The organism is uncultured Dokdonia sp., assembly GCF_947496725.1.
GTDB lineage: Bacteria > Bacteroidota > Bacteroidia > Flavobacteriales > Flavobacteriaceae > Dokdonia.
The window spans coordinates 712695-730706 of sequence record NZ_CANMDS010000001.1; the positions used below are offsets into that span (position 1 = coordinate 712695).

The following is an 18012-nucleotide window of genomic DNA, read 5'->3' on the forward strand; positions in this document are numbered from 1 at the left end:
ACTATTTTATTCCGTTTAATATTTCTTTTATGTGGTTTGTATTTTCCATCTCATTGTGTACTCCTGTATAATCTTCGGCTTCCAAAAGGGATTTGAAATCATTGAGATTTGCAATGTACTCTGTGAGTGTTTCTAATACGTTATCTCTATTTTGTTTAAAGATAGAGGTCCAGGTCACGGGATTACTTTTTGCAAGACGTACCGTAGATGCAAACCCACTGCCCGCCATATCAAAAATATCACGTTCATTCTTCTCCTTATCTATGACCGTTTTACCTAGCATAAATGCACTTATGTGTGACAGGTGGCTCATATATGCAATGTGCTTATCGTGAGAAACTGGATCCATATAACGCATACGCATTCCCATATTTTTAAAAAGGTCAAGCACTGGCTCTTGGAGCTTAAATGCAGTTTTTTCTACCTCACAAACGATGTTTGTTTTTCCCTCATAAAGACCAGTAATTGCCGCACTAGGACCAGAAAACTCGGTTCCCGCGATGGGATGACACGCTAGAAAGTTTCGGCGTTTAGGGTGATTTGTTACAACCTCACAAATAGCTTGTTTTGTTGAGCCCATATCTATCACTACAGTATCATCATTTATTATGTTAAGAACGTCTGGTAGCACGTGTATCGCTACATCTACTGGTATTGCTAGTACAACCAGGTCTGCTTTTGCAACATCCTCTAGTACACCCGCCTTATCTATAAAGCCTAACGTTAGTGCTTCATCAAGATGTCCTTTACTGGCATCTATACCACACACGGTTGCTTCTGGCAACTGCGCGCGCAAATCTCGTGCAAAAGAGCCTCCTATAAGCCCTACCCCTATGATACAAATGTCTTTCATTTATCTTTATTTCTACACTTTTATTTGAAAATCAACACCTTACACTTGTTAATTAACAATATTCAGCTTTCTTATTACTTTACTCTCTCTATAGCTTCTTTTATTTGTTCTTCCTTTACACAGAGGCTAAAACGTATATAGCCAGCTCCCATCGTCCCAAAAATGGTTCCTGGTGTGATAAATATGTATTTCTCTAGTAGCATCTTATCTATAAATGCTTCGGCGTCTATACCTGATGGCAACTTTGCCCATACAAAGAGTCCTACTTGGTTACTATCATAACTACACCCTAGCGTTTCTACTAGTTTAAAAACAAGAGCACGCCTTTGTGCGTAGATACCATTAATATGATCAAACCAATCTTTACCAAGACCTAGTGCTGCAATGGCTCCTTTTTGAATACCATAAAACATCCCGCTATCCATATTAGATTTTACACGTAATATGTGACCTATATGAGTTGCACTACCTAGCACCATCCCCACGCGCCAGCCTGCCATATTATATGTTTTACTTAAACTATTAAGCTCTAGCGCTACATCCATAGCTCCCGGCACTGCAAGCAATGACTGTGGGTTGTCATTAAGTATAAAACTATATGGGTTGTCGTTTATAACAAGAATATCTTGCGCTTTTGCAAAGGCGATTAATTCTTCAAAAAAGCCATCTGGCACCTTTGTGCCTGTAGGCATATGCGGGTAGTTTACCCACATTAATTTTACTTGTGACAGGTCCTGCTTTGCCAGTTCTTTAAGGTCTGGTAACCATCCATTTCCTGCAGTTAAATCATAGGTAAGCGCTTCTGCCTCTACGAGTCGTGTTACTGCCGCATAACTAGGGTACCCAGGATTAGGAAATAACACCTTGTCTCCAGGATTTAAAAAAGCCATAGAGATATGCATAATCCCTTCTTTTGACCCCATTAATGGTAAGATCTCGGTATCTGCTTGCGCAGTGACTCCATAATTATCTTTATAAAAAGTAGCCATTGCCTCTCTTAGTGCTGGTATACCGGTATAGCTTTGGTACTGATGTGCAACACTATCGTGCAAGCCCTTGAGCATTGCAGCTACTGCTGCTGGAGGTGCTGGCATATCTGGACTGCCTATACCCATATTAATCACAGGGTGACCAGCAGCTATGAGACCACGTACTTCTTTTAACTTTTTTGAGAAGTAGTACTCTTTAGTTTCTTGTAATCTATTTGCTGGCTTACTCATTGCTTCTGATTTTTATAGGCACCTAATACTTTAAAATCTTTTGCCATAAGTGAGACTAAAGTGGTTGCTTTCTTAAAACTTTCTACGCTATCAAAAGTGACATCTACAAAGAAGGCATACTCCCAAGGTTTCTCTATGATAGGCATAGATTGAATTTTTGTGAGATTCATCTTGCAATCACTTAGCACGTTAAGAATCGTTGCCAGGCTCCCACGCTTGTGGTCTGTCGTAAATCGCAGTGATGCTTTGTTTATAACCCCTTCGGCTTCTTTTCCATTTTTATTAAGGATAAAAAAGCGAGTAGCATTCTCATCTACGGTTTGTATAGATGACTTAATGATTGATAAATCATAGATTTCGGCCGCTGTCGTGCTTGCAATGGCGGCAATACCCGTTAGATTGCGTTCTTTTATTTCTCTTGCCACGCCCGCCGTATCTGTATCTTCTACCAGTTTTATAGATGGGTAGTCTCTAAAAAACTGTCTACATTGCAATATTGCCATAGGGTGTGACCATACTTCTTTTATGGTAGTAAGATCTTGCCCTTTGAGCGCCATTAAGTTGTGTTGTATATCTAGGTAGTACTCTCCTTCTATAGTTAGGTTATGATCATCTAGTAGGGCATAGTTAGGTAATATGGCTCCTGCTATGGTGTTTTCTATTGCCATCACGGCATCATCTACCTCACCATCTAGTAACGCATCTACCAGTCTAGGGAAAGACATACACTCCAGCACCTCCACATCTGCCCCAAAAAACTCTTGAGCTACCTTGTGGTGAAATGATCCTTGTACGCCTTGTATCGCTACTTTCATAATCTGTTTTCTATAGATGATTTGTAATCACCTTTCTAAATTTTATTTTACTTGAATTGACTCCAATAAAAAAGTCCTGATAAAAAATTTTATCAGGACTTTTCTAGTTTTGAGTATGTCTAATTACTGCAATACCAATCCTGATCTCTTCTTAAAAAAGAAGAAATAAAAAAAGTTGTTCCAATAATAAACTTGCGTTTGCATATTCAATTCTTAGACTGCTAATGTAGAAAAAAAATCTAATGAGAACCGACAAACCATCTCTTTTGCGAAATAAATTTTTATAACCTCTTTTTATTACGGAATTCATAATGGTTTTGAGTACGCTTTCGCGAAAGCGTCATTACCCACCCATTACACCTCACACACCACAAACCTAATCTCCCCATTATAAGGCCACTATCTCACCGCAACACGGTTATAAACTCAAAAACACCTAACCGTTACCTCATAAAAAGACATACACACATCACATAACACCCTTAGATTACAAGAAACTCGTGACTGTTACGTTTTATGCTCATCCCTTATTTACTAACTTTGTGTAAGAACAAAATCATCATATGTCTATCCAAGTACACGGAATTACAAAAACCTATGGCACTCAGAAAGCGCTAGATGATATCTCATTTACACTTAGTAAAGGTGAGATAGTAGGTTTTCTAGGTCCTAACGGTGCCGGTAAAAGTACAATGATGAAAATCTTAACCACCTACCTCACTCCTACTCAAGGTACCGCTCAAGTAAACTCGTACGACACGCGTAAGGAGGTACAACAGGTACGTAGCGCTGTAGGCTATCTCCCAGAGCACAACCCGCTATATCTAGAGATGTATGTAAAGGAGTACCTCGCTTTTAATGCAGGTATATATAAGGTAAGCAAAGAGCGCATAGCAGAGGTGATACAGCTCACAGGACTCACTCCAGAAGCACATAAAAAAATAAGCCAACTCTCAAAAGGGTATCGCCAGCGTGTAGGTCTTGCCACGGCACTGCTGCACGACCCAGAAGTGCTTATACTAGATGAGCCTACTACGGGTCTAGACCCTAACCAGTTGCTAGAGATACGTAGCCTTATAAAAAATATAGGGCAACACAAGACCATATTAATGAGCACTCACATTATGCAAGAGGTAGAAGCCATTTGTGACCGCGTGATTATTATTAATAAGGGACAGATTGTAGCAGATAGAAAGATGAGCGAGCTACGAGATGGCGAGCAGCAAGTGGTTATAGTAGAGTTTGACTACCGCGTAGAAGAAGTTGCGCTAAGCAGGCTAGATAAGGTAGCCAGTGTGAAAAACACGACAGGCTTCACCTATGAGATTACCTTTGCCACGCAAGAGGATATGCGTGCAAACGTGTTTGACTTTGCACACGATAATGAGCTCAAGATCTTACAGCTCAACCAGAAAAACGCCAGTCTCGAGAGTCTTTTTACAGAATTGACCGGAAAATAAGTGCCAACTGTTTTATAATTAAAAGAATAATGTATCTTTGCACGCTGATAGAGACACTATCACGACATACATCGATCTCATTTAAAACAATATTGGAATGTATTTATCAAAAGAAGCAAAAGAAGAAATTTTCGCAAAGCACGGAAAAGGGAAAAACGATACTGGATCTGCAGAGGGTCAAATCGCTTTATTCACGCACCGTATCACACACTTAACTGAGCACTTAAAGAAAAACCGTAAGGATTATAACACTGAGCGTTCACTAGTAATGCTGGTAGGTAAGCGTCGTTCTTTACTTGATTACTTAAAGAAAAAAGACGTACTACGTTACAGAGCTATTATTAAGGAGCTAGGTATCCGTAAATAAGAATTTTTTAAAAAAGGGAGCTTCACGGCTCCCTTTTTCTATATATTTAATACCGATGTTTTGAGAGGTACGCTTACGCGAAATTTCAAAACGGATCAAATTCTGAAAACACATTAGTACACAACCATAAAGGTTACTTACTAAAACTTCAGATTTTCGCCTTAAGGCAAGACATATTACATAAGACCTTTTGTATGATTACATATCATAACAAAACGGCAGAGAAAGCTTTCACAGCTAGTTTTTCATTGGTGTCCGATTTTTGGGAAGTAACTACCCATTTATCATCCCGTATCTGTTTGAGATACATCAACTACACAACACAACGACACTATGAATACCCACGAAGGGTGTTCTGAACTATTAACACTTTTTCGCGAAAGCGGGATTATAGCAATCCTCATACCGCGAGAAAATTTTCCCGATATACTCGGGAAGGAAAAACACATTTTATGATTCCAAAGGTTTACAAAGAGGTCATTGACCTTGGTGATGGAAGAGAAATCTCTATCGAAACAGGAAAACTTGCAAAGCAAGCACACGGATCTGTAGTAGTACAGTCTGGAAAGTGTATGATGCTTTGTACAGTAGTATCTAACTACGAGAGTAAAGACGTAGACTTCTTACCACTTACGGTAGATTACCGCGAGAAGTTTGCAGCAGCAGGACGTTACCCAGGTGGTTTCTTTAAGAGAGAAGCACGCCCGTCTGACGGTGAGGTATTAACGATGCGTCTAGTAGACCGTGTACTACGCCCACTTTTCCCAAAAGATTACCACTCTGAAACGCAGGTGATGATCCAGCTTATGTCTCACGATGAGAACGTAATGCCAGATGCTATGGCAGGTCTTGCAGCAAGTGCGGCAATACAACTATCTGACTTCCCTTTTGAGTGTGCAATCTCAGAGGCAAGAGTAGGTCGTGTAAACGGTGAGTTTATCATTAACCCTACAAGAGCACAGCTAGAAGAGTCTGACATCGATATGATGATAGGTGCCTCTGCAGATTCTGTGATGATGGTAGAAGGTGAGATGGACGAGATTTCTGAAGAAGAAATGGCAGACGCTATTAAGTTTGCTCACGATCACATTAAAGTACAGTGTGAGGCTCAAATGAGACTTGCAGAAGCTGTAGGACGCAAAGAAGTACGTGAGTACCCAGCAGAGCGTGAAGATGAAGATCTTAAGAAGAAAGTACACGATATGGCATATGATAAAGTATATGCTATCGCAAAGGCTGGTTCTTCTAAGAAAGAAAGAGGAATGGCTTTTTCTGAAATTAAAGAAGAGATCAAAGCTACCTTCACAGAAGAAGAGCTAGAAGATTATGGTGGTCTTGTATCTAAGTACTACCGCAGTGCAGAGAAGGCTGCAATACGTGACCTTACTCTTAATGAAGGACTACGTCTAGACGGTCGCCAGACGGTAGACATACGCCCTATCTGGTGTGAGACAGATTACTTACCATCTGTACACGGGTCTGCAGTATTTACACGTGGAGAAACTCAGGCACTTGCAACGGTAACGCTAGGTACCTCTAGAGATGCAAATAAGATAGATATGCCATCATACGAGGGAGAAGAAAACTTCTACCTACACTATAACTTCCCTCCTTTCTGTACAGGTGAGGCAAGACCTATACGTGGTACTTCACGTCGTGAGGTAGGTCACGGTAACCTTGCACAACGTGGTCTTAAAGGAATGGTACCAGATGATTGTCCTTATACAGTACGTGTCGTGTCTGAAGTATTAGAATCAAACGGTTCTTCTTCTATGGCAACAGTATGTGCAGGTACAATGGCAATGATGGATGCAGGTATCCAGATGACTAAGCCAGTATCTGGTATTGCAATGGGACTTATCTCAGATGCAGAGACGGGAAAATATGCAGTACTCTCAGACATACTAGGAGATGAAGATCACCTAGGAGATATGGACTTTAAAGTAACTGGTACGGCAGACGGTATTACGGCTTGCCAGATGGATATTAAAGTAAAAGGACTCTCTTATGAGATACTAGTAAATGCACTACAACAAGCACGTGCAGGTCGTTTACACATCCTTGAGAAACTTACAGATACAATTGCAGCACCACGTGAAGACGTAAAAGACTACGCTCCTAAGATGGTAGGCGTACGTATTGCAAATGAGTACATAGGTGCATTAATAGGCCCAGGTGGTAAAGTAATACAAGAACTTCAGAAAGAGACAGGTACCACTATCGTGATAAACGAAGACCCTGTAACAGAAGAAGGTGTTGTAGAGATACTAGGTACAGGTCAAGAAGGTATAGACGCCGTACTTGCAAAGATAGACTCTATTACCTTTAAGCCAGTTGTGGGTAACACATACAAGGTGAAGGTAATCAAGATGCTAGACTTTGGAGCCGTAGTAGAGTATCTAGACGCTCCTGGTAACGAGGTATTACTACACGTATCTGAGATAGCTTGGGAACGTACAGAAAACGCTAGTGACGTACTCTCTATGGGTGAAGAGCTAGACGTAAAATACTTTGGTATAGACAAGCGTACTCGTAAAGAGAAAGTATCTCGTAAGGCGCTTATGGAAAAGCCAGAAGGATATGTAGCACGCCCACCTAGAGAAAACAACGATCGCAACCGCGGTGGTCGTGATAATCGTGGTGGTCGCGATAACAGACGTGACGATCGTAAAAGGGACTAAGCACCTTATAACGATTTAATTGATTTTTAAAGAATCGGTTATCCTTTACTGGGTAGCCGATTTTTTTTGTGGTGCGCTTTCGCGAAAGTTGCCACGCACACCCTACAACCCCTTTTGTAAGAAAATGTTTATAAAAATGTGTACAGAATAAGGAAAACCGTAAAGAAGTATGAAAGCAGTACTGTATTTTAGAGCACTGTAGCGTAGCTATTTAACTAGTTGCGTTTATACAACTAAAAATGAGATGCGCCCTATTAACTAAAATAACCACCTGGCATATAGTTTTACTGGGCTTACGGGCCATAGATAGTAAACTTTCTGTTGTATGCTAGATAGTAGTAATACCCAAAAAACCTATGAAATATAAATTTCCGAAAGTCAAATTGAATGAAGATGGTAATTTTGGCCCAACTAAAAATGATAATTATTACCATCCAGTCTTTTATCACAATAAAACTGCAAAAAAAAATTCCGATAAGACGAAATGGATTTTGAAAAAGAACGAGCAATTTGAAGTTTTTCGACTTTCTGATGAAGGAAATTGGACTTGTAAAGAAAAAAATGGATTATTCGGAATTTTAGAAAATGGGAATATTGTTTTAGGAAATGGAGAAGAAAGACTATCTTTTTTCCCAAATCCAGCAAATAAAAATGATGCTTGGCACGGTTTCCCAGTTAATAGCGGAGAATTTGAACCAAGTACCAAAACTGTGGAAAAATGGTATAACGATGATGTTATTGACTATAGAATGAGAATTAAGATTTTAAAAGGAGCTATATGAAAACTCTCAAATTTACATTAGAAGTTGATGCAATAGAGAGCTATATTTATAGTGGTCATTTATTTCTTATTATGTTAAATGGTCGAATTGCATATTCGCCTTTATCTCGCATTATATATAAACTCATAAATGAATATCCTGATTTCGAAAATTTGATAAGAGTTTCCTTCCAAAGAAACGATTATCTCAACAACAGACAGGCAGAAGTATTTTTCGGCATTGGAGAAATGAAAAAAAGTTTCATTCAATTATGGGAAAAAGCTTCAGAAGAAATGGAATTCAAAATTATTCTTGACGAGGGTGATTATACTATAGTTGACGAAGTTCCTACTATGCCTGTTTTAGACCTTAAAATGTATGCAATGCGCTTATACATTGGAAGTAAAGAAGGGCTTTATGAAATCAAATTAAATTCCGATGACAGATATAATTTAGAACCTACTAAAGCTAAAAAACGTTTTGATGCAAAAGTCACTTGCTTGAATGCTAAATCTGGGGAAATAATTATTTCTTCAAATAGTAATGGCTTATTTCACGGAACTTTTTTAAACAGTTCTAACAACCTCATTGTTAATGAAACATCTGTTTCTAAAAAATCAATACGAACTAGTTGGTCAGGTTATGATGTGGTAAATTATGATAAACAAAATGATTTTGAGTATTACGTAAATGAGACAGAAAAAATTAAAGAAAAACCAACATATTCCAAATTTGATGAAAATACTGAAAGACGTAGAATAACGGATTTTGGTTCTTCTAAATTCGACCTTTCATCTTTATTGTCTTATTCACTAATAGAAAAAGAACAAATCAATTATTGCTTTAACAGTTCAACCTCTGGTTTCTTTTTTATGAAAGACGGAAGTTTTGTAAATATTAATTTAAAAAAACCAAAAGACAAACAGTTGTATTTCGTGTCAAGAAATAAAGCATTACCAACTTTGAAAAATGGTAGCGCAAAATTTTTAAAGCCTTTATCAACATCAATAGTTCCTGAAGGTTGTGTTGTTGAGTATTTTGACAAAGTTGTTCTTTATAGAAACTCGAAGGCGAAAATTATAGAAACGAGCCCTTCAATTAATGTTAGAACTTATCCTTCATCCAAAAGGTATCGAAATTTAATTTCTGTCACTAAAGAAAGTGAAATTACAATTCACTCTATTTTCCCATTTAAGGAAGATAATTTTCTTTTGACTGTAGACGATTTTGAAAACAATACAGCGTTTGAATTTGCGTAAATTACTACTGCTAACAGTGTATATAAAAAATAGCGCAAGTCATTGCTAAAACAATGGCTTAGGCATTTTGGAAAGTTGCTAAATTTTCAAATTTGACAAATTTCCAAAAATAAAATAATTAGTAAAATTTAAAAATCCGGCTTGTGTTTAATCCGAAAAGTAACAGCTTATTTTTAGCGCTACTTTTCATATACGGAGCCGTTGGCAATAATTAGAAAATGAAACTTAATAAGGAACAATTAGAAAAAATCAACGAAGGAATTAAAGCCCTTTTGGATTTTTGCCCGATAATGATAGACGATAATGAAGAATTAATTTTTACTGATGAAAGAATTAAAGAAATTATTGATGAAGAAGAGGATATTGAGGGTCTAGAAATTTTGTTTCCTGGAGAACACGATTATACGTTTATTGAACCTGATTATTTTATTGATAGTATAGATGAAATAAAAACCATTGAAATAATTGATAGCAGTTATATTAAGGCAAAATTGTCAAGGTATTACCTAGTAAGTGCAAATGACTTTACAGATGAACACATTTTATCTTTTCATTCATTACATACAAAAGGAAAAGGCTATCATATAAACTTAATTGATGAGTCAATAATAGTTGGAATGGCCGCAACAAAACTAGAGGAATATGAGAATGATGCTTGGGGAACTATTACGCCATATATATCTATCGGAATCGAATATGAAACTGATAATGATATTTTAAGCAAAGAAGATGAGGAAAATTTAATTAACTCATATATATTCGAAGTTGCTGACACAATGAATATTGCACTTACCTTCTCTGAAATAAGAAATCCAATTTATGATTTAACCGACATAACTGGAGATATTGCAGAAGGGGATTTTGAGAGTTTGAGAGAACTGGAACCTTACAATATCGGAATGGAATTTTTTGTTTCAGCTATACAAATCAAAGACCCAGAACTTAAATTTCTCAACTTTTATAAGGTATTAGAACATTTCTCGCCAATTGCTGTGAATATAGAAGCTAACGAATTGATGAGAAAAAAATTAGATGCGCCTAAAAGTTCCTTTGAAGATGGAGATTATATTCGCTCAATATTTACACTCGCGAATTCTATGCGTGACAGATATAATGATGAGGATTTAATTAAAGCTTCGTTCAATACTTGTTTCGATTTTGTAGGTTTATTTCCAACACTTCCAGCTTCGTTGATAAAGAAAATTAAATCGAATATTCAAGTAAAAGAATTAGATTATTCCACTAATAAGCAAAAATTAACAACAGCTTGTAATATTGCTGGAAAAATTATTTATAAAACAAGAAATAAAGTTGTTCACGCAAAATCAAATTTCAATCTGACTGGAGATGAAATACAGCCTTCAGAATATGATGAATTGAATGAGTTTATGAAAGAGGCAAGTTCGCAAACGATTAGATGGTACACCAGACAACCTAGTCATTTGAAATTAGAGATAATCAAATAACGTTTTACAACAAAGAACTGAGTTAAAAACCAAGTCTATTTGAAAATTACTTTTAGAATAGAAAAATTAAAAACAAAGCATAAAAATTCGGCTCTGTGTTAATCTGAAAAGTTAGTGTCTTTTTACACGCTACGTTTCATACATAAGACCGTTGGTCACCATAAAACTTAAAGAATGAGAATAACAATCATTATAATTATTCTGACAATTCAAATAAGTTGTAAAAACCGTAATGAGACCAATAATAAGTCTGATAATTCTGTCATCACAGAGTTAACAAAATGCAACTATAATAATGAAGCAATTACTGCATATTACACGCTAACTAATAAAGCTGAAATTGCAATTTGTAATGGTGATTTCGATAGAGCATCCAGAAATTACTCATTGGCATTTAGAGAAACCAAAAAACCTTTTGGTGCAGATGTTTATAATGCCGCACTTTCAAATCAACTCTCTAATAATTTTGATGAAAGAGATTTAAATCTTCAACTACTTATAAATAATTCTGATGATTTAGAATTGCTGAAGTCAATTTTTGTCAGCACCTATATAGATGAAAACCTTTGGAATTCTTTTATAAAGCAAAGAACGATTGAATATGATTCAAGATTAAGAAACGAATTCAAGTCAATTTATGAAAGAGATCAATTATTCAGACCTATGTATGATACTCATAATGACACTATTCAAGCTAATCGAGTGATTAATATGAACAGGATACTTTCAATAGCAGATTCTGTTGGCTTTCCTTCTCAGATGGAGCTCGGTTTTAGAAAATCTTTAAGAGGGCAAAATCACGATGTGGTTTTAGTTCATACATCTCAAAAAAGAAGCAGCAATAAAAATATAATTGATCTTGAACCAATTCTTTGCAAGGCAGTAAATGAGGGACGATTTGATCCTGAACAGGCAATCTCTTACCTACATTTCCAAAATGATAAAGACAAAGGAGATTTTGAGGTTTACTCAACTTGGCAATATAGACATCACTTGTTGCCAGATTCTCTAAATAACAAAATATGGCTTCCAAATTTATCTAAAGAAAAATATGAGAGTGCCAATAGAATAAGAAAAAAATGGAATGCTGATCAACTAGATGACATTGCAACAAAATCTGATTTTAATTCAAGAAGCAACATACCGTTCATATTTACATCAGTTATGACATTCGTTGAAAATATGCCAACAGATCTTACTCAGGAAGAGGCTTTGGAACAATATAAAATCAACACTTCAGATAAAAGACCATTTGAAAAGTCAAAATACGGTGACTATCAAAGAACTGAGTTAAAAAACAAGCCTATTTAAAAGTTACTTTTAGAATAGAAAAATTAAAAACAAAAAATGCACAGGGTATTTATATTCATATTTGTTCTCATAAATGTAAGTTGTAATTCAACAAAATTACCAACTGATAGATTTTCACAATATGAATATTTCAAATCATATAGTTTTGAAAATAACAATTTAAAAATTCAACTTAAAAACCCTTTACACTGTCCTTTAAGAGTATGGCTGTTTAATGATGATAATGAACTGCAAAATAGATTTAACCAGCTCAATCCAATAGAACTTAACAGTACATCAGACACATTAATAGTCCTTCCAAAAGTAAATCAAACCAATAGCGACATCAAGTTTAGTTCACGATTAGGAAGTGTTGCTAAGAACATAGACGAAATCAAACTTGAATTACCTTTCCCAAATAAAAAAGAATACAAAATAATTCAAGGAAATAATACTAATTACACTCATAGTACAGATTATTCGAGATATTCCATAGATTTTGATTTAAAAACAAATGACACTATTTGCTCTGCAACAAGCGGGTTTGTTGTAGGTGTTGTAGATAAATATAAACACGGTGGCAAAGGAGATCAATGGAAACCTTATGGCAATTATGTGACGATTTATGAGCCACAATCAGGTTTATTTACTCAATATGTTCACTTAGTTAAAAATGGGAGTCTCGTTAAAGTTGGCGATGAAGTTATTAGTGGCCAACCAATTGCCTTATCTGGTAAAACAGGTCAAACAGATATTGAACATTTGCATTTTAATTGTTTAGTACCAGTAAACAGTAATGATGGACTAAAATCTATCCCATTCGAATTTATAGAAGGTTATAAAAGTAAGAACCTGAAGAAGAATGATATAGTCCGAAAATAACTGTTTTACACCAACTCATATAGCTATTAGGTAAGCAGTTGCTTAATTAAGGTTGAGGCATATTTGGAAAGTTACCGTAATTTTAAATTTGACGTCTTATCAATAAAAAGATAACTAGTGAATTTCAAAATTAAAACTGTGATTTACAAAATACAAGCCCTATAGAAAACCGTTGTACTACATTAAAAAATTCTAATTAATAAATGAACAGAGCTTATTATAAAAATTTAATATCAAAATTTATTGCAGAAGATAATAACTCTATCTTAGGTCAATTAAGTTTGAATCATTCTAATAGGCAATTAGAGGACTTGCAAAAAAATGCCTGGGTTAAGCAAATTGAAATTTTAAAAGAGCAATTATCTGAATTTGAAGGTCAAATTTATTTTGAATTCGCTATCCCTAGAATGGGAAAGCGAGTTGACAATATAATTATCATTAATGACTCAGTATTTGTGGTTGAATTTAAGGTTGGTGATGGTGGTTTTGAAAGTTATGCTCAAGCTCAAGTTTTAGACTATACACTAGATTTAAAAAATTTTCACGAAGGAAGTCATAATGCAAAACTAATTCCCATTTTAGTTGCCACAAACGCAGAAAATCAAGCTATAGAAATAAATAATACTATCAATCACATAACTGTGGTTAAAACAAATAAAAAAAACCTAAAAAATGCTTTGAAATCTTTTATAACAGAGACTTCAGACAACATAGATTATGAAAATTGGGAATCATCAATATACAAACCTACTCCTACTATCGTTGAAGCAGCACAAGCACTTTACAAAGGACATAAAGTAGAAGAAATATCAAGATCAGATTCTGGAGCAATAAATTTATCTAAAACTGCAAACTGCTTAAATAGAATCATTAATGATTCAAAAAGAAACAACAAAAAAACAATTTGTTTTGTTACCGGAGTTCCAGGAGCAGGAAAAACATTAGCAGGTCTAAATATTGCAAATGAAAGATTAAAAGCAGATGAAGACGAACACGCAGTTTTTCTTTCTGGAAATGGTCCTCTGGTAGATGTGCTTAGAGAAGCCTTAGCCCGTGACTTAGTTAAAAACTCAAAAGAAAAAGGAGAAACAATAACAAAAGAAAATGCAAAAAGAGAAACAAATACATTTATTCAAAACATACACCATTTTAGAGATGAATATCTAAAGTACAATGTTGAACCAACTGAAAAAGTTGTCGTTTTTGATGAAGCACAAAGAGCTTGGAATAAAAAGCAGGTTAGCTCATTTATGAAACGTAAAAAAGGGATTGAGAACTTTGAAATGTCTGAGCCCGAATTTTTAATTGATGTAATGAATCGACATAAAGATTGGTGCACTATTATTTGCTTAATTGGTGGTGGTCAAGAAATAAATACTGGAGAAGCAGGATTAGAAGAATGGATAAACTCCCTTCAAAATAAATTTAAAGATTGGAATGTTCATTATTCCAACCTAATAACTGATAGCAAAAATTATATAAAAACACTTGAACAAAAAAACTGGCTTTCTGACAATGCAAATTCAGAAAGCGAATTGCATTTATCCGTTTCCGTGAGATCATTTAGATCTGAAAAATTATCCGCATTTGTTCACCAACTTTTAGAGTTAGACACGAAAAAAACTAGTAAACTTTATAAAGAAATTAAAGGTGACTTCCCTATAAAAATCACACGTGAATTATCTAAAGCAAAAAGTTGGATTAGAAAACAAGCAAAAGGTAGTGAAAGAACTGGAGTAATTGCTTCTTCTGGAGCTAGAAGACTGAGACCATTAGGAATTAATGTTAAAAATGAAATTTCTGCTCCCAACTGGTTTTTAAATGGCAAAAAAGATATAAGATCTTCATACTTTCTTGAAGAAATTGCAACCGAATTTGACATTCAAGGTTTAGAAATAGATTGGTCTTGCTTAGCTTGGGGTGCAAACTTTTATATTGATAATAATAATTGGAAGTTCCAGAATTTCAAAGGAAGCAAGTGGCAAAATATAAATCAAGAAATAAGTAAATCATACTTAAAAAACACATACCGAGTCCTTTTAACTCGTGCAAGACAAGGAATGGTAATATATTTACCTAAAGGATCTGAAATAGATCACACAAGGCCTGATTGCTATTATGATGGTACTTGGAATTATTTAAAAGAAATAGGAATTGAAGAACTATAAAAACGCAGTACACCAAAGAACTGAATTAAAAAGCAGGCCTCTTCGGCTATGCTCAGCACAAGCTTTTAAGCCCTAAAACCATAAAAATGGCCACCCTTTACTGGGTAGCCTTTTTTTATTATATGTACGCTTTCGCGAAAGCGGTCTTTTAAAAATTTAAGTACTGTTACTCCAGTTTACTTTTGGGGAGGTTTTGAGCGAGTTTATATCCCTTTTTCTTACTCACTATATAGTCGCGTTTTGCTCGCTCACTGTTACCTAGGCGTTCATAAGCCACTGCCCTATTATATTCTGGTCTTCCGTCTTTAAAAGCTTTTGCATCTATCACTTTTGTGAGATGCGCTACGGCATCTTCATACTGTTTCATCTTAACCTCTATAATACCTAGGTTAAGTAGTGTGGGATTATTAGACGGAGTCACTGCGAGTATTTTTAAGAACTCCTTTTTAGCCTCTGGATATTTTTTCTCATTAATAAAGTCAAATCCTTTTTTATACCAAGCACGTATAGATCCCTCATTCTTGCGGCTGGTGAATTTTTCTCTAAACAGAACTAGGCTGCTATCGCTAGGGTTGAGCTTTATGGCTTGATCTACTATTGCAGCGGCACGGTCTGTATCCTTATAGAATTCAAACACGCGAGAAGCTTTTGCTTTCCATTGCTGTACGTCATTTGGAAAACGTTCTAATCGAGCGTCGTATGTTTTAAAATAATTTACGGTATCTCCCTTATCACGGTAGGCATTAAGCAAGATGACGTAGTTATTCTTTATGGCTGGGTATTTTTCAAATCCCTGCTTTGCATAATAGATAGCGCTATCAAGATTTTTTTGACGCTGGCCAAATATAATCGCCTTGAGCATTTTAGACTCATACTGGTTAGGAGCAATAGCAATCGATTTATCTAGGTGTTGCAACGCCAGTTTATTATTACCCTCGCTCATTGCATACATAGCCATCACGTGCTCATTAGGTCTACCTGCACCACTTATTTCAAAAAAGCCATCTATTCTCCCCCTAGCTTGCCCGTATGAGTAGACATAGTCTGCGGTCATTAAGTTTTGAGATCCCGTATCTGCTACGATATAATTTTGGTTTACATACGAGTCATACTTGGCATATGAAATCACAGCTGCTACCAGCCCTACCATTCCTAAACCTATAAGTACCGGTACGAGTGGTAAAGCGAGTTTTGGCTTCTCGCTTTGGCTCTTCATCTTCACACCTTCGGTTTCCATAAGTGAGATGATAAGCGCCGCTAGTATGGCAAATAAACCTTGGATAGGCGTGCGCTCTAGCGGGAAATTTATAGAAGCATCAAGCCCGTAAGCAATAAGGGCTAAGGCAAGCACAAGAAAAGTCCATCTTTTTTCTGAATCTTGATTTTTAAAGAAGAGCAACAATATACCGCCAGATAACATTATAAATAACAAGACATAAGGTATAAAACCTAAGATGCCTGTCTCTGCCAGTATCTGTAAAAAGTCATTATGCACTCGTAAGGGATACAAAAATCGATCTGTATTAGACTGGTTATAATACAAGTCTTTATTCCCTAGCTTCCAGTTTCCTAATCCAACACCTACTAGGGGACTCCTCTTAAAGTCGTCCATAGCCATTTTATAGTATAGGAGACGTCCAGAAGACTTGGTACTAGTGACAGATTGTGTGGGCTTTACTGTGACAGCTGCTCCACTGTTTGCACGATAAGATGTGGTCAGTATATTTTTATAGCTATTGGCTTTGCTTCTATCCAGTCTATTAGAATTAGTTACTAGCAAGAAGCCCGCTATAAGAATACCTATAATAGGTAGGAGCGGATATTTAAGTCTTTGTACCAGAGCGCTAGAGCGCACCCCATCAATGATAAAATAAATGATAAATAAAGAGAATATAACCGTCGCACTTAATACTGCGGCACGTGCTCCCACATAAAATAATGCTGTAAAACTTACAAAGAGCGTAAGCAATGACATCACTCTCCAGCGCCCTGCGTGTTTTAAAACTCCAGAAATAATAAAGGGTAAAGTAATAGAAAGAAAAGCCGCTGTCACATTACGACTCCCAAAGAGCAGCTCCGTTTCTTTAAGTAGCGGTACGGTACGTGGGACACTCCAGTTATCAATAAAATGAAATATAATCTGAATCCCAATAATAAACACAATGACGTGTAATGTTTTGACTAAAAACGCAAATAAACGATGCGGCGCAACTTTAAAAATGAGATAAAGATTAAACACCCCTACCAGCGTGATTCCCACGCGGGCAATATCTTTTACTCCCTCAGAGATATTTAAACTCCCAAAAATGGATACCAAACAGGCAACAAAAAAGACCAGGTAGATGCCAAAAAACCAAAAGGCAACACGAGAAGAAGTGCGCAGCACCCCTAGCGTACGGTTGTTATAAAAAAATATAAGACCTAAAAGGTTTATAACCCCAAAGTAGAACCACTGAGATCCTACAGGGTCTATCGCTTCAAAACGAGGGATGATACTTATTACACAGTACAGAACTATTAATAGTTTAAACCCCAGTAGGTTTAAGGTGTCTCGAGAATTTTCCAAATGTCAAACTTCTTTTATTCTTGTCACCATTGACACGACGAAGTTAAGAAAACCTTTTTAACGTTTTATTAGCAAAACCGTGGACCCAAGAATAGCGCACAATTTTATGCAACAGCAACTCATAATGACGCTTTTGCGAAAAGTGCCACTCACAACCCTACAATCCGTTTTGTAGGAAAATATCATAAAAAATTAATAAGAATAAGGAAATCCGTAATGAAATA

General features: G+C 36.0%; 13 protein-coding genes. 9 read left to right on the top strand and 4 right to left on the bottom strand.

Annotation, left to right across the window (positions count from 1 at the left end; all coding sequences use genetic code 11):
- Position 1: 1 nt before the first annotated feature.
- The 3 genes from Q0948_RS03235 to Q0948_RS03245 all read right to left on the bottom strand — a co-directional run bounded on the left by Q0948_RS03235 (position 2) and on the right by Q0948_RS03245 (position 2888).
- The gene (locus tag Q0948_RS03235; protein ID WP_298347786.1) at positions 2 to 853 is read right to left on the bottom strand and encodes a prephenate dehydrogenase; all 852 of its coding nucleotides are present in this window, start codon (positions 851 to 853) and stop codon (positions 2 to 4) included.
- Between the two features lie 74 nt (positions 854 to 927).
- The gene (locus tag Q0948_RS03240; protein WP_298347785.1) at positions 928 to 2073 is read right to left on the bottom strand and encodes an aminotransferase class I/II-fold pyridoxal phosphate-dependent enzyme; all 1146 of its coding nucleotides are present in this window, start codon (positions 2071 to 2073) and stop codon (positions 928 to 930) included.
- On the bottom strand, positions 2070 to 2888 hold the full coding sequence (locus tag Q0948_RS03245; RefSeq protein ID WP_298347784.1) for a prephenate dehydratase: 819 nt from the start codon (positions 2886 to 2888) through the stop codon (positions 2070 to 2072). Before Q0948_RS03245 ends, Q0948_RS03240 begins: the two co-directional genes overlap by 4 nt.
- 563 nt (positions 2889 to 3451) lie before the next feature.
- On the opposite strand from Q0948_RS03245, the gene gldA reads away from it, so the two are divergent.
- From gldA to Q0948_RS03290, 9 genes are all read left to right on the top strand, one after another.
- Complete coding sequence (gene gldA / locus Q0948_RS03250; RefSeq protein WP_298347782.1) at positions 3452 to 4348, top strand: gliding motility-associated ABC transporter ATP-binding subunit GldA; 897 nt, start codon at positions 3452 to 3454, stop codon at positions 4346 to 4348.
- Between the two features lie 97 nt (positions 4349 to 4445).
- The gene (gene rpsO / locus Q0948_RS03255) at positions 4446 to 4715 is read left to right on the top strand and encodes a 30S ribosomal protein S15 (RefSeq protein WP_298347780.1); all 270 of its coding nucleotides are present in this window, start codon (positions 4446 to 4448) and stop codon (positions 4713 to 4715) included.
- Between the two features lie 452 nt (positions 4716 to 5167).
- A complete protein-coding gene (locus tag Q0948_RS03260; protein WP_298347778.1) occupies positions 5168 to 7396 on the top strand; it encodes a polyribonucleotide nucleotidyltransferase in 2229 nt (742 codons plus the stop codon).
- A 356-nt stretch (positions 7397 to 7752) separates the two neighbouring features.
- Positions 7753 to 8178: a hypothetical protein gene (locus Q0948_RS03265; RefSeq protein ID WP_298347776.1), complete on the top strand. Its 426-nt coding sequence runs from the start codon at positions 7753 to 7755 to the stop codon at positions 8176 to 8178.
- The gene (locus Q0948_RS03270) at positions 8175 to 9416 is read left to right on the top strand and encodes a hypothetical protein (protein WP_298347774.1); all 1242 of its coding nucleotides are present in this window, start codon (positions 8175 to 8177) and stop codon (positions 9414 to 9416) included. The genes Q0948_RS03265 and Q0948_RS03270 overlap by 4 nt, the downstream gene beginning before the upstream one ends.
- A gap of 218 nt (positions 9417 to 9634) precedes the next feature.
- The gene (locus tag Q0948_RS03275; protein ID WP_298347772.1) at positions 9635 to 10882 is read left to right on the top strand and encodes a hypothetical protein; all 1248 of its coding nucleotides are present in this window, start codon (positions 9635 to 9637) and stop codon (positions 10880 to 10882) included.
- A gap of 174 nt (positions 10883 to 11056) precedes the next feature.
- Positions 11057 to 12193, top strand: coding sequence for a hypothetical protein (locus Q0948_RS03280; protein ID WP_298347770.1), 1137 nt, complete (start codon positions 11057 to 11059; stop codon positions 12191 to 12193).
- Between the two features lie 36 nt (positions 12194 to 12229).
- Positions 12230 to 13054: a M23 family metallopeptidase gene (locus Q0948_RS03285; protein WP_298347768.1), complete on the top strand. Its 825-nt coding sequence runs from the start codon at positions 12230 to 12232 to the stop codon at positions 13052 to 13054.
- A 203-nt stretch (positions 13055 to 13257) separates the two neighbouring features.
- Complete coding sequence (locus tag Q0948_RS03290; RefSeq protein ID WP_298347766.1) at positions 13258 to 15222, top strand: DUF2075 domain-containing protein; 1965 nt, start codon at positions 13258 to 13260, stop codon at positions 15220 to 15222.
- 166 nt (positions 15223 to 15388) lie between these two features.
- Here the strand turns inward: Q0948_RS03290 and Q0948_RS03295 are convergent, their stop codons facing one another.
- Positions 15389 to 17788 carry an O-antigen ligase family protein gene (locus Q0948_RS03295; RefSeq protein WP_298347764.1) on the bottom strand — a complete coding sequence of 800 codons (2400 nt, stop codon included), beginning with the start codon at positions 17786 to 17788 and terminating at the stop codon, positions 15389 to 15391.
- Positions 17789 to 18012: the final 224 nt, after the last annotated feature.